This is a genomic window from Leptothrix cholodnii SP-6 (assembly GCF_000019785.1).
GTDB classification, from domain to species: Bacteria; Pseudomonadota; Gammaproteobacteria; order Burkholderiales; family Burkholderiaceae_C; genus Sphaerotilus; species Sphaerotilus cholodnii.
Window position 1 is genome coordinate 4,663,455 of the sequence record NC_010524.1, and the last position, 12,872, is coordinate 4,676,326.

Below are 12,872 nucleotides of genomic sequence, written 5' to 3' on the forward strand. Positions count from 1 at the left end.
GCAGACCCGATGCTTCTCCGCATTCATCACGCAGCGATCATCTGCGCCGACTACCCGCTGTCGAAGCGGTTCTACACGCAGACGCTCGGCCTGAAGATCGTGGCCGAACACCATCGGCGCGAGCGCGATTCGCACAAGCTGGACCTGGCGCTGCCCGACGGATCGCAGATCGAGCTGTTCTCGTTTCCGGATCCGCCCTTGCGGCCCTCATACCCCGAGGCCCGTGGCCTGCGCCACCTGGCCTTTGCCGTTCAGGACATCGATCAGGCCAAGGCCGAGCTGGAATCGAAAGGCGTGGCCGTCGAGCCGATCCGCATCGACGAGTTCACCGGCCAGCGCTTCACCTTCTTCGCCGACCCGGACGGGTTGCCGCTCGAGCTGTACGAGGCTCAGGCGCGCATCCGCGATGATGCGGCCTGCAACGCCGACGGCACGGCACGACGGCACGACCCGGACACCCCATGAACTCCATCGAAGTCGATGACTTTCTGACCGACCTTCAAATGCGCGACGAGGAGCGTTATGCCCTCGTCGAACGGTTGCGCAAGCTGATCCATTCGGTTGCGCCGCGCGTGCACGAAGAGGTCAAGTACGGCGGCTTGCTGTTCTCGGGGAAATCGCCGTTCTGCGGGCTGTTTTCATATGAGCGGCATGTCTCGCTCGAATTCAGCCGCGGCGCGGCCCTGCCGGACCGCCACCAGGTGCTGGAAGGCAACGGCAAGCTGCGGCGCCACATCAAGATCGAGAAGGTCGGCGATCTGTTCAAGAAGAATGTGCGCGAGTACGTCGAACTGGCCTTCTCGGCGGTTTCAAGCGCGAAAGACGCCAAGCCCGACGCATCCGCGCGCACCTGAGCCTGAGCACTCAGAACGAAAGGGTCACGCCCAGCGACAGCAGGCGGGCGTTGCCGGAGTCGGTATCGAATGCCCACTTCGAGAAGTCGGCTGCGGCATCGAGCGAGAGATTGGGCATGAGCTGATAGCCCACGCCCAGGCCGCAATAGGCCTTGGTGTGGTTCTCGCTGTCGGACACGCTGAAGCCACCGAAGATCTTCATGCCGGCAAGAGCCGACGGATGGGCGGGTTCGTGCGACAACCACGCAACAGTGGCCGGCAAACACGCTTGAGCCAGAATCGAAACCTCTGTTGTGCTGGTTGGATTGAAAGGTCTGGGACATGGCGATTGCTTGGCTCACCGTATTGAAAGCCGTCCCCTGGGTCGACGTGATCAGCAATGCCCCGAAAGTGGCCGATGGGGCCAAGAAGCTGTGGGGCAGCGTGGCCCGCAAGGCACCACCGGCAACCGCCGACGCCGGCCACACGGCAGGCCTGCCGGCGGGGCACAAGGTGGCGTCGCTGGCCGAACTCGAGATGCGGCTGGCGTCGGCCGAATCCGCCGCGGCGGACCTGCATCAGCAGATGCTGGTGTCGTCGGAGCTGATCCAGCAACTGGCCGAGCAGAACGCCCAGCTGATCGCGCGCATCGACGCCAACCGGGTGCGCGTGCGGTGGCTGACGGGCGTCACGGTGGCGCTCGGCGTGGTGGCCGTGACGGCGCTGGTGATGGTACTCGGACTGGCCGGCTGAGCGCCCGCACGGCCCGCACCGGCACACGCGTCAGGGGCCGTCCTGGCGCTCGGCCGCCGCCGCCCAGTACGACGGCGCGCCGTAGCTGTGCTTGAGGAAGTCGATCCACAGGCGCACGCGCAGCGGCAGGTGCTTGGCGTGCGCAAACACGGCGTAGATGCCGTTGGGCGGCGCGGCAAAGGTGTCGAGCACGCTGACCAGTCGGCCCGAGCGCAGGTCGCCCTCGACCTCCCAGCTGCTGCGCCAGGCCAGGCCCAGGCCGGCCACGCACCAGGCGTGCAGCACCTGGCCGTCGGTGCAGTCGAGCCGGCCGGGCGGGCGCAGGTGCGCCACCTCGCCGTCGACCGTGAAGGCCCAGCCGCGCGACTGGCTGGCCTCGGAGCTGAGCGTCAGGCACTCGTGGCGCATCAGTTCGTTCGGGTGCGTGGGCATGCCGGCGCGCGCGAGGTAGGCGGGCGCGGCGACGCAGCGGCGGCGGTTGTCGGCCAGCCGCACCGAGATCAGGCTGGAGTCGGGCAGATCGCCCACGCGCACGGCGCAGTCGTAGCTCTCGTTGACCATGTCGATCACGCGGTCGGACAGGTTCAGCGAGATGCGCACCTCCGGGTGCAGCGCCATGAAACGCGGCACCAGCGGCGCCACGTGGCGGCGCCCGAACCCGCCCGGCGCGGTGATGCGGATCAGGCCGCTGGCCTTGACGCCGCCGGCGCTGACGCTGGCTTCGGCGTTGGCCAGGTCGGCGAGCATGCGGTTGCAGTCTTCCAGGAAGGCGCTGCCCTCGTGCGTGAGGCTGATGCGCCGGGTGGTGCGCAGCATCAGCTTGACGCCCAGGCGGGCTTCGAGCGCGTCGATGCGCCGGCCGATCATCGCGGGCGCCACGCCCTCGCCGGCCGCGGCGGCGGTCAGGCTGCCCTTCTGGGCGACGGCCACGAAGGCTTCGATCTGGGTCAGGCGGTCGGCCATGGGGTGCGTGGGCGTGGGTTGATTCGTGCATCCAGTGCACGAATCCATGCACTTTTGCTTTGGTAATGCAGAGCGAAGTATCGAATAAAGTTTCGACATGGACAAACCCACGCCCCGCCCGAACGCCGTTGCCCAGCCGGCCGCCGTGCTGTTCGACGCTTACGGCACGCTGTTCGACGTCTACAGCGTCGGCCTGCTGGCCGAGCAGCTGTTCCCGCAGCGTGGCGAGGCGCTGTCGCTGCTGTGGCGCGACAAGCAGATCGAATACACCCGGCTCGTGACCATGAGCGCGGCCGACGGCAGCCGCTACCGGCCGTTCTGGGAGATCACCCGCGCCGCGCTGCGCTTTGCCTGCCAGCGGCTCGGCCTGACCTTGACCGACGCAGCCGAAGAGCGGCTGATGAACCAGTACCGCAGCCTGAGCGCCTTCCCGGACGTGCGCGAGGTGCTGCAGGCGCTCAAGGCGCGTGGCGTGCCGACCGGCATCCTGAGCAACGGCGACCCGGCGATGCTGGGCATCGCGGTGCGCAGCGCGGGGCTGGAGAGCCTGCTGGATCACGTCATCAGCGTCGAGCCGGTGCGCGCCTTCAAGACCGATGCACGCGCCTACGCGCTGGGCCCGCAGACGCTCGGCCTGGCTGCCCGCCAGATCCTGTTCGTCTCCAGCAACGGCTGGGACGCCATCGGCGCCACCTGGTACGGCTACACCACGCTGTGGGTCAACCGCGCCGGCCTGCCGCTGGAACAGCTCGACACCGAGCCCGGCCGCATCGGCAGCAGCCTGCACGACGTGCTGGGTTTCTTCCCGGCGCGCTGAATCCGGCCGCTGATCCCGTCTTCGTCTTACCCTTTCGCCATTTCCTTGCCCTCAGAGGTTCGCACCATGAACTCACGCACCCCCATCCACGGCCTGCAAGTGGCCACCGAGCTGTTCCGTTTCATCGAAGGCGAAGTGCTGCCCGGCACCGGCGTGTCGAGTTCGGAGTTCTGGGCCGGCTTCGACCACATCGTCGCCGACCTGGCGCCCAAGAACGCCGCGCTGCTGGCCGAGCGTGACCGCATCCAGAGCGCGATGGACGCCTGGCACAGCGCCAACCCCGGCCCGATCACCGACATGCCGGCGTATCGCGCGCATCTGGAGCAGATCGGCTACCTGGTGCCGGTGCCCGCCAACGTGCAGGTCACCACCGCCAACGTCGACGCCGAACTGGCGCTGCAGGCCGGCCCGCAGCTGGTGGTGCCGATCATGAACGCGCGCTACGCGCTCAACGCCGCCAACGCGCGCTGGGGCAGCCTGTACGACGCGCTGTACGGCACCGACGCGATCTCCGAGGCCGACGGCGCCGAGCGCGCCGGCGGCTACAACCCGGTGCGCGGCGCCAAGGTCATCGCCTACGCGCGTCAGGTGCTCGACAACGCCGCGCCGCTGGTCAACGCCAGCCACGTCAATGCCACCGGCTACGCCATCGAGGCCGGCCAGCTGGTCGTCAGCATGGCCGGTGGCGTGCTCACCGGCCTGGCCGATCCGGCCCAGCTGGTCGGCTACACCGGCGACGCCGCCGCGCCGAAGTCGGTGCTGCTGGTGCACAACGGCCTGCACCTGGACATCCAGATCGACCGCAGCACGACCATCGGCAAGAGCGACGCCGCCGGCATCAGCGATGTCGTCGTCGAATCGGCGCTGTCGACCATCCTCGACCTCGAAGACTCGATCGCCGCGGTCGATGCCGAGGACAAGGTGCTGGCCTACCGCAACTGGCTCGGCATCCAGCTCGGCACGCTGACCGAAGAGGTCGCCAAGGGTGGCAAGACCTTCACGCGCCGCCTCAACGCCGACCGCATCTACACCGCGCCCGACGGCTCGGGCGAGGTCAAGCTGCACGGCCGCTCGCTGATGTTCCTGCGCAATGTCGGCCATCTGATGACGAACCCGGCGGTGCTGTGGGGCCCCGAGGGCCGCGAGATTCCGGAAGGCATCCTCGACGCCGTGGTCACCACCACGATCGCGCTGCACGACCTGAAGCGCCACGGCATCAACGGCCTGAGCAACAGCCGCACCGGCAGCATCTACATCGTCAAGCCCAAGATGCACGGCCCAGCCGAAGTGGCCTTTGCCGCCGAGCTGTTCAGCCGCGTCGAGCTGCTGCTGGGCCTGCCCGACAGCACCGTCAAGCTCGGCATCATGGACGAGGAGCGCCGCACCAGCGTCAACCTGAAGGCCTGCATCGCCGCCGCTTCGAGCCGCGTCGCCTTCATCAACACCGGCTTCCTCGACCGCACCGGCGACGAGATGCACACCGCCATGCTGGCCGGCCCGATGATGCGCAAGGGCGACATCAAGGGCAGCGCCTGGATCGCCGCCTACGAGCGCCGCAACGTGCTGATCGGCCTCTCCTGCGGCCTGCGTGGCCGCGCGCAGATCGGCAAGGGCATGTGGGCCATGCCCGACCTGATGGCCGCGATGCTGGAGCAGAAGATCGGCCACCCCAAGGCCGGTGCCAACACCGCCTGGGTGCCGAGCCCGACCGCCGCGACGCTGCACGCGCTGCACTACCACCAGGTCAGCGTGGCCGCGGTGCAGCAGCAGATCGAGCAGTCCGGCGAAGCGGCCGACCCGGCCATCAGCGAGACGCTGCTGACCAACCTGCTGACGATTCCGGTCGTCGCCGAAGCCAAGTGGAGCGCCACCGAGCGCCAGCAGGAGATCGACAACAACGCCCAGGGCATCCTGGGTTACGTGGTGCGCTGGGTCGACCAGGGCGTGGGCTGCTCCAAGGTGCCCGACATCAACGGCGTCGGCCTGATGGAAGACCGCGCCACCCTGCGCATCAGCAGCCAGCACATCGCCAACTGGCTGCACCACGGCGTGGTGACCGAAGCGCAGGTGCGCGAGACCTTTGCCCGCATGGCCGCGGTGGTGGACGGCCAGAACGCCGGCGACCCGCTCTACAAGGCCATGGCCGGCAACCCGGACTGCGCGGCCTATCAGGCGGCGCTGGACCTGGTGTTCAAGGGCAAGGAGCAGCCGAGTGGGTACACCGAGCCGCTGCTGCATGCGTGGCGGTTGAAGGTGAAGGCGGCGGCTTGATCGAGGTGATCACCGCATGACGACGGCGCCCTGCGGGGCGCCGTTTTTACTTCGTGCGCTGCGCAAAGCCCAGAAAATCCGTCAGGCGCTTGTCTTCTGTGACTTGGTCGTGCGGAATCAGCAGGTACTTCCACGGCTTGGCGCCCACGCTGTGTGCGTGCGTCGAAGCGTGGTGACACCACAGCGCACCGGCTTGCGCCTTGGCAAGGACATCAGCCGCCTGAAGTTCATTGCGCGCCTTGGTCTCGACCATCAATACATACTGCGGTGTTTCAGCCACGAAGTCAGGCACGTATTCCGGCTGCTCAGTACCCAGCTTGTAGAAGATCTGAAACTGACCCTTGGCCGGTTTGAACCACTTTTCGGCGTCGCGCTCCAGGATCACGGTAAAGCGCCGCTCGGTATCGGAATCGAACTTCTGCAGCGGATACAAGCACTTGTTGAATGACCCGAACACCATCTGCTTGATGCGGCCGGGCTCGTCCACGGTCTCGCGGTAGTTGCGCACAGGCTGGCCCACAGCCACGGTGTAGGTGGGCTCTTTCAAGGCCGTGAATCCGCGCCGCACTTCAACCGCATATTCGGTAGCCGACTCGTAGAAATGCTCCGCCATCTGGGCGTGGATGTTCTTTGCAATCACAAGCCGATCCAGGTCGAGCACATTGCGCACGTCGTTCTCGTCGCTCAGATAGCTGCGCAAGTGCGCCACCATCTGGCCCGCCAGGTCATACAAGAGGCTGGCGTGCACGGTGTAGTCGATGTCGTCGAAATCGATCAGCGCGTGGACGATATAGTCCTCCAGCCGGCGCTCGGCGCGCCCGCTTTGGGCTGACAGCGTGAACTGCGCGTGTGTGCGCAGCGTCTGCCCGACCAGTGAGCGGTCTTTCGGCTGCAGGTGCAGTCCGGCCACGTCCAGCGTGAAGGGCTTGAACCCGCTCGTGACCACGCCTTTAGGCACCACGGCAATGCGTGGGATGTCGATGGTCTGGCGCACCACCACGTCCACCGTGCGGCGGATCACGTCGGCCAGATCTAGTTCGAGGGGCGCATCGGCGCCGCTCAACAGGCTGGCTTGCACGGGCGGCAAGCGCTCCTTCACCTCGTCGGCGATCTGCGCCTGCAACTGCGGCGTCAGGAACGCACGGCGAGTGGGCGCGTCTTGCGTGCGGGTCTCGTAACGCCCCATCGCCTCCATCACCAGCGCGCAAGCCTCGAACTCCTGCGGCGCGCTGAAAACAGAAGCAGCGGTGACCGGGCTTGCGTTGGCGTAGGCTGGTGAATCGGTGCCCGTGTTCAACGCCTCATCAGCCGGCCCCAGGAGGCTCACCAGATTGGGCTTGACCGTCATGCTGATGCTGCGTTCATCGACCGCACCCGGCGCTTCCAGGATCAGCGTTTTCAATCGGATCGACGAATCAGCCCGATTGGCGTCGTCGATGATTTCCTGAAACCGGTCGTGCGCAATGATGTTGAGCCGGTCGACCGCATCCACGCCGGTGCGCTTGCCATACGGCAGCCGCAGGCCCCGACCGATCGACTGCTCCACCAGCGTGCGTGCATTGGCCGCACGCAAGGGCACGATGGTGTACAGATTGGTGACGTCCCAGCCTTCTTTGAGCATGTTGACGTGGATGACGATCTCGGTCGGCTCGTTCACGCTCTCAACCGCCAGCAGCCGACGGATCATTTCCTCTTCTTCGGCGCCGGATTTGCTGCTGTCCACCTGGATGACCTTGTGGCGGTAGCGGCCGCCAAAAAAATCATCTCTCTGCAGCGAGGCCAGCAAAGCGCCGGCGTGTGTGGTGTCGCGCGCAATCACCAGCATGAAAGGCTTGACCACTTTCACACCCTGCATGCGCGCATAGGTATTCAATTCGACCTTGGTGGCCTCGTGCATGCGCACGCCGTCTTGCAGCTTGACGCGCTCCACCTCTTCGGGCGGCATGTTGCGCGCGTCGAAGTTGCGCTGCGTCACCACCGCCGGCTCTTTCACGAAGCCATCTTCCATCGCCCGGGCCAGTGGGTAATCCATCACCACGTTCTTGAAGGCAACCGGGCCTTTGGTGGTTTCGGTGAACGGTGTGGCCGTCAATTCGAGGCCGATCAGCGGCTTCAATTCATTGATGGCGCGCAGCCCCGCCGTGGCGCGGTAGCGATGCGATTCATCCATCAACAGCACCAGATCGGGCAGGCCGGCCAGGTAATCGAAATAGCTCTGGCCGATGTACTCGCTCAGGCGCTTGATGCGTGGCGCCCTGCCGCCGCGCACCTCGGTCGCGATCTTGGCGATGTTGAAGATGTTGATCGTCACCGGCGAGAGCAAATCGCCCAGCGCCTGGGCGCGCTCCTCGTAGTTGTCACCGGTGATGATCTCGGGCGGATGAGAGGTGAACTCGGCCACGCCCTTGAACACGTACTTGGGCGTGTTGGGCGTGAAGTCACCGGTCAGCTTGTCATAGATCGTCAGGTTGGGCGCCAGCACGAAGAAGTGCTTGATGCCGTGCGCCTGGAACAGGTAGCTGATGAACGCCCCCATCAAGCGCGTCTTGCCCACGCCGGTGGCGAGCGCAAAACACAGCGACGGAAACTCGCGCTCAAAGTCCTGCAGCGTCGGAAACTGGCCCTTCAAGGTGTCGAGCACCGCTGCCACGTCGGCGGCATCGCGGTCATGTTGGAGCATGCCGGGGCTGGCGTCGATCGCTCGGGCCAATCTGGCCAGGGATTCGGATTGCGGTTGGCGCAGGCTCAAGCGGCCCGCGATGGCATTGACTTCGCGCTGACTCATACGCCTCCCTTTTTGGTTTTGTTCACGGGCCTGGGCTTGCTCGGCTTGTCCAGCACCTGCTTTGCCAAGGCCTTGACTGGCTGGAGCAAAGTGGCTTCAAAGTCCTGCTCGGCACGGCTTGGCAAAGCCCGCTGCTGCTGACGGTACAACTCAAACGCGGCTTCAGCCTTGCCCTGGGCCGCTTCGGCGGTGATACGCCCCGCATGCGTCAAGATCTCTCGCCCCGAGAGGCGCAGAAAGTCATCGAGCTTGGTGATCCATTGCGCCATGGTCATGGGCTTGCGATCCAGCGCCTGCAGCTCCGCAAACTCCAGATAGGCATTGACGATGCGGTTGAGCACCTGCAATTCGTCTTCGGTCAGGTAGTTCTTGGCCACGCTCGCGTCGGCCTTGCGCGGGGCGCCACCTTGCGGAGCTGCAGCCCAGGTCAGCAGCCCCATCTGGGGCTTGCTGGCATCGGCACGCAAGGCAATCAACTCGGCGGCTGTATGGCCATGCGTGGCCCAGTGCATCTTGTTCTGCACCGTGGCAAAGAAGCGTTGCGAGGCTTCGGCCCTGGCGTCGTAGTCAACGCTGGTGGCGTAGATGTCGAGCACCTTGCGCCAGAACACCTTTTCCGACGAACGGATGTCGCGGATGCGCGCCAGCAGCTCATCGAAGTATTCGGCATCGGCGCCGCGCTTGAAGCGCTCGTCGTCGAGCACGAAACCCTTGACCAGGTAGCTCTTGAGCGTCTCGGTGGCCCACTGGCGAAACTGCGCGCCGCGCGGCGAACGCACCCGGTAGCCCACCTGCAGCACCGCATCCAGGTTGTAGTGGTCGACCAGCCTTTCCACGTCCCGCGCACCTTCGCGGGCAACTATCCGGAATTTCCGGATGGTTGAATCCGGGTTCAGCTCACCATCAGTGTAGACATTCTTCAGGTGTTCGCTGACGGTGCGCACGTCCTTCTGATACAGCTCGGCCATCTGGCGTTGCGTCAGCCACAGCACACCGTCGATCAGCCGCACCTGCACGCGGGTCTGGGCGTCCTGGGTCTGGAACAGCACGAATTCGCCACCCGTCGGAGCGACTGACGGCTCGGGTGGCCGGCTCATGCCGAGTCTCCGGCTGCCGCTCCAAACAAGTCATCCTGCGTTGGCGCCGCGGCCTTCTTCTGCGCCATCGGCAGATTGGCCACGTTCAGGCTGTAGTCGTCGTGGCCCCACTCGCAGCGGTCTTTCACCATCTTGGGGATCTTCTTGATGGTGAGCTGGGGCCAGCGCTCGGCGGCCTGGGCGGCGCTCACGCCCCGATAGGCGGCGCAGCACACCAGCAGCGAGCGCTCGGTGCCCACCTCGCTGCTCAACGCGTCGAGCTGCTCGGCACTCAGCGTCTGGGTGGTCACGTAGATGAAATCACGCTCGCTGCTGCGGCCGTGCTGCCACCACAGCACCTCGGACGGCGCGTAGCTGAAGCCCTCCAGCTTGCACATCGCCGCCGACAGCATGGCGGCGTCGTATTCGGGGTTGATCACCAGGTTGCCCCAGCGGTCGGTGGCCAGCAGCGTGGGCGCCAGCTCGTAGTAGCGGAAACCACCGCCGCCTTGCCAGCCGGTGGCCTGCGTCACGCCGCCGGGGTCCTGGCCATCGATGACTTTCTGCAGGCGCGGCACGATGTGCGTGTGGCAGTGCTCGCCCAGCTCCACCATGATCCAGCGCCGGCCCATCTTGTGGGCGACGGCGCCGGTGGTGCCGGAGCCGGCGAAGGAATCGAGGACGAGGTCGCCGGGGTTGGTGGCAATTGAAAAAATGCGATGAAGCAATCGCTCAGGCTTCGGCGTCGGAAAGGGCTCCACATCACGCAGGAGCTTGTTTAAATGATCTCGTTTTGCCTCTTGGTTGTGTCCGGCTTCATCCGCAGGCCACCATGTGCGAGGGACAACACCAGCTTGAACAGCAGACAGGTACCGCTTGATGATCGGCATACCGTCGCCCTTGGCTCCGAAGTAGACACGGCCCTCTGCCCGTGCGGTTTCCAAAGTCTCTCTAGAAAAGCTCCAACCGCGACTCGGTGGGGGCACCACTGATCGACCAGACGGCAGGACAACAGGAAAGCGTGACCCCTCGCTCGAACTCTTCGCAGTGCCGTTGTCGCCTTGAAGCCATGGCCCACGCGGATCGTTATCTGGATTTCGATACCGACTTTCTTGGTCTTCCGTTCTTTCTAGCAAATTCCGCGTCTTTCCAAACAGATCTGGATTACGCGCATAGATCAGAACATAGTCATGGGATGCGGAGAATGTTGTATCACTGCGCCTTCCCTTATCTTTTTCCCAAACAACGCTGGTCAAATAATTCCGACGCCCAAATACCTCATCACACAACACCTTGAGGTAGTGCGCCTCGTTGTCATCAATCGTGATCCACAGCGACCCATCGTCTGACAGCAAGCGCCGGATGATCTCCAGCCGGTCGCGCATCAGCCCCAGCCAGATCGAATGTTCCAGCCCGTCGTCGTAATGCGTGAACGCGCTGCCGGTGTTGTACGGTGGGTCGATGAAGACACATTTCACCCTGCCCGCAAACTCCGCCTCCAGCGCCTTGAGTGCCAGCAGGTTGTCGCCCTTGATGAGCCGGTTGTCGAACAGGTCCTTGTCCGTCACCCGCTGCCGGGCGTGGTAACTGCGCGCCGGGTCTTCCAGCAGGATGCGGGGTTCGAGGCGCGGGCGCTGGTCTTTGCCGATCCAGGTGAGTTCTAGTTTTTGTTGGGTCATGACTGTATTTTCAAGCGTGCAATGCCTGCATCACTAAGGCTTTCAAGGCACAAAGAGTGCTGAGGTCCGCAAAAGCTTCGGCGAACGGCCGCTGTGTCGTCTCAATCTCGGAATAGGCTTGTACAAGCGCGTTTCGTGCAGTATCCAGAGTGCTAGAAACTGTGAGTTGCTCATTTGTCGTCAGCGCCAAGGTCTCACCGTCCGTGAGCGACTTGCAGCGAATCAAGATGACATGGGCCATCAAGCGCGCCGATTGCCGCGCGAAGTCGGACTCCAGGGGACTGGTCATCGCCATTGCGTCTTGCTCGATAGTCTGTTGAACGATCCGGGCAATCTGCACCGTGCGCCAAAGCTTGCGAGCCGTGAGCGAATCAGGAAAAACGGTCTTGTAGGCAGAAGGTTTGTCAGCGGTAGCCTTGTCACCCTTAACGTCATGGCCACGATCCCACAAGCGCACGGGATGCTCCAGAAGCAATTCCAGCCCAGCACTGCCTAAAAGCGCCCGGGCTTCAGCCGCTTCTTGCAGCGTGAACGAGTTGATATCCGCCGGACCATCGCTGGTGCTGCGCTTGACGATGTAGGTAACGCCCTCTGACTGCAGCGTTTTTCGCCAAGACTCCTGGTTGTCATCCAGAGCAGCAAAATCTTGTGGGCTGACCGCGTTCTGGCTGTTGCGGAAGCGGGTCACGTCATCGGCAAAACCTTGATCGTCCGCCGGCAACTCGATGCAGGTCACCAGAACTTCAGCAGGATGAGCCTCGTAGTGCGCTGGGGGCTCCTGCGCCACGGTGCCTGCAGTCTGAGCCCCATTGATGATCGACACGCCATCTAGATGGAATTTGCCTGCCGCTCGCGTTCGATCCAATTGGCCGGGCCTAATGCTTCGGCAAATTAACGTGATGCCGTTATTGAAGTAAAAGAACTTTGAAGCATCGTTCTTCAAAGTCAACGCCATGCTTTCGTTGACCTCGGACGAACCGCGGTGTCGGCGAATGTTGGCGCGCACCAAGGCGTGCCCATGCTGGACATACAGGGCGGCCAGATCTTTGACACTCATGCTGCCGTAATAAGCACGAGCAACACCATTCATCACACCGTAGTCACGCAATTCGATCTGCACACCGTTGATGTCTGGCTCGGCAAACTGCTGAGTGAGTGCCTCATGGAAGTCGGACAAGCCGAACCGCACAAACCGCGCCCTGCGCGGTGCGATGGCATTCACTCGATCGACCACCTCGCCGAACATTTTTCGCCGACTGTCGTCCATCGCAGTACCGGTGTAAACCAGTGCAAAAACCACTTGGTGCGATTCATCCATAACCCGAATCAGCTGAGCAATCTGAGTGGCAGACAAGGTCTTGCATTGGTCAAACTGTCCATCCACGATAGCGTTTACACCATCGCGGAACAGGCCAGCATCTCCCAGAGAAGGTTCACCAGAGCCTTCATGGATGTATTTCGATTGCACCAGCCATATCACGTTGGTGGGGCTGATGTAGAGCGAATCAATTCCATTGTCGCCGCCCCCGTCTACACAGGCCGCTATTGCATCGGCCTTACTGACGCCTGCATGGACCATCAAAAAGCTAGCCGCGACGGCCTTGGATAAAAAGTTCCGCTCCTTGTCCAGGGCCTTGTTGCCAGTCCCGATGATGCCCCCATCAAATTCACGCTTGAGGTATGCTTCCAACTGCT

The 12,872-nt window shown here is 63.8% G+C and carries 11 protein-coding genes; 5 read left to right on the top strand and 6 right to left on the bottom strand.

The genetic code is table 11. The annotated features are described in order from the left end of the window. Positions 1 to 9 precede the first annotated feature (9 nt). Positions 10 to 465, top strand: coding sequence for an SMU1112c/YaeR family gloxylase I-like metalloprotein (gene gloA2, locus LCHO_RS20715; protein ID WP_012349152.1), 456 nt, complete (start codon positions 10 to 12; stop codon positions 463 to 465). Next, a complete protein-coding gene (locus LCHO_RS20720) occupies positions 462 to 854 on the top strand; it encodes a DUF1801 domain-containing protein (protein ID WP_012349153.1) in 393 nt (130 codons plus the stop codon). Before gloA2 ends, LCHO_RS20720 begins: the two co-directional genes overlap by 4 nt. A 10-nt stretch (positions 855 to 864) precedes the next feature. On the opposite strand, the gene LCHO_RS20725 is transcribed toward LCHO_RS20720, so the two are convergent. After that, the gene (locus LCHO_RS20725; RefSeq protein WP_012349154.1) at positions 865 to 1,056 is read right to left on the bottom strand and encodes a hypothetical protein; all 192 of its coding nucleotides are present in this window, start codon (positions 1,054 to 1,056) and stop codon (positions 865 to 867) included. Between the two features lie 119 nt (positions 1,057 to 1,175). Between LCHO_RS20725 and LCHO_RS20730 the strand changes: the two genes are divergently transcribed. Then, the gene (locus LCHO_RS20730; RefSeq protein ID WP_012349155.1) at positions 1,176 to 1,586 is read left to right on the top strand and encodes a hypothetical protein; all 411 of its coding nucleotides are present in this window, start codon (positions 1,176 to 1,178) and stop codon (positions 1,584 to 1,586) included. 30 nt (positions 1,587 to 1,616) lie between these two features. Here the strand turns inward: LCHO_RS20730 and LCHO_RS20735 are convergent, their stop codons facing one another. Further along, positions 1,617 to 2,549, bottom strand: a complete 933-nt coding sequence (locus LCHO_RS20735) for a LysR family transcriptional regulator (RefSeq protein WP_012349156.1) — start codon at positions 2,547 to 2,549, stop codon at positions 1,617 to 1,619. 97 nt (positions 2,550 to 2,646) lie between these two features. On the opposite strand from LCHO_RS20735, the gene LCHO_RS20740 reads away from it, so the two are divergent. After that, on the top strand, positions 2,647 to 3,366 hold the full coding sequence (locus LCHO_RS20740) for a haloacid dehalogenase type II (protein ID WP_012349157.1): 720 nt from the start codon (positions 2,647 to 2,649) through the stop codon (positions 3,364 to 3,366). A gap of 66 nt (positions 3,367 to 3,432) precedes the next feature. Continuing rightward, positions 3,433 to 5,637: a malate synthase G gene (locus LCHO_RS20745; protein WP_012349158.1), complete on the top strand. Its 2,205-nt coding sequence runs from the start codon at positions 3,433 to 3,435 to the stop codon at positions 5,635 to 5,637. Positions 5,638 to 5,683: 46 nt separating this feature from the next. On the opposite strand, the gene LCHO_RS20750 is transcribed toward LCHO_RS20745, so the two are convergent. Genes LCHO_RS20750 through LCHO_RS20765 form a run of 4 tightly spaced genes read right to left on the bottom strand, consistent with a single transcriptional unit; the run spans position 5,684 to position 12,867 of the window. After that, positions 5,684 to 8,422, bottom strand: a complete 2,739-nt coding sequence (locus LCHO_RS20750; protein WP_012349159.1) for a DEAD/DEAH box helicase — start codon at positions 8,420 to 8,422, stop codon at positions 5,684 to 5,686. Continuing rightward, the gene (locus LCHO_RS20755) at positions 8,419 to 9,519 is read right to left on the bottom strand and encodes a virulence RhuM family protein (protein WP_012349160.1); all 1,101 of its coding nucleotides are present in this window, start codon (positions 9,517 to 9,519) and stop codon (positions 8,419 to 8,421) included. Before LCHO_RS20755 ends, LCHO_RS20750 begins: the two co-directional genes overlap by 4 nt. Continuing rightward, positions 9,516 to 11,177 (bottom strand): site-specific DNA-methyltransferase, encoded by a 1,662-nt coding sequence (locus LCHO_RS20760; protein WP_012349161.1) that lies wholly within the window; start codon positions 11,175 to 11,177, stop codon positions 9,516 to 9,518. Before LCHO_RS20760 ends, LCHO_RS20755 begins: the two co-directional genes overlap by 4 nt. A 10-nt stretch (positions 11,178 to 11,187) precedes the next feature. Continuing rightward, positions 11,188 to 12,867 carry an AIPR family protein gene (locus LCHO_RS20765; protein WP_190274824.1) on the bottom strand — a complete coding sequence of 560 codons (1,680 nt, stop codon included), beginning with the start codon at positions 12,865 to 12,867 and terminating at the stop codon, positions 11,188 to 11,190. Positions 12,868 to 12,872: the final 5 nt, after the last annotated feature.

Bases quoted from the DNA above. Each gene is read 5' to 3' on its own strand.
- LCHO_RS20755 (WP_012349160.1), bottom strand. From the start codon at position 9,519: ATGAGCCGGCCACCCGAGCCGTCAGTCGCTCCGACGGGTGGCGAATTC.
- gloA2 (WP_012349152.1), top strand. From the start codon at position 10: ATGCTTCTCCGCATTCATCACGCAGCGATCATCTGCGCCGACTACCCG.
- LCHO_RS20750 (WP_012349159.1), bottom strand. From the start codon at position 8,422: ATGAGTCAGCGCGAAGTCAATGCCATCGCGGGCCGCTTGAGCCTGCGC.
- LCHO_RS20730 (WP_012349155.1), top strand. From the start codon at position 1,176: ATGGCGATTGCTTGGCTCACCGTATTGAAAGCCGTCCCCTGGGTCGAC.
- LCHO_RS20760 (WP_012349161.1), bottom strand. From the start codon at position 11,177: ATGACCCAACAAAAACTAGAACTCACCTGGATCGGCAAAGACCAGCGC.
- LCHO_RS20740 (WP_012349157.1), top strand. From the start codon at position 2,647: ATGGACAAACCCACGCCCCGCCCGAACGCCGTTGCCCAGCCGGCCGCC.
- LCHO_RS20720 (WP_012349153.1), top strand. From the start codon at position 462: ATGAACTCCATCGAAGTCGATGACTTTCTGACCGACCTTCAAATGCGC.
- LCHO_RS20725 (WP_012349154.1), bottom strand. From the start codon at position 1,056: ATGAAGATCTTCGGTGGCTTCAGCGTGTCCGACAGCGAGAACCACACC.
- LCHO_RS20735 (WP_012349156.1), bottom strand. From the start codon at position 2,549: ATGGCCGACCGCCTGACCCAGATCGAAGCCTTCGTGGCCGTCGCCCAG.
- LCHO_RS20745 (WP_012349158.1), top strand. From the start codon at position 3,433: ATGAACTCACGCACCCCCATCCACGGCCTGCAAGTGGCCACCGAGCTG.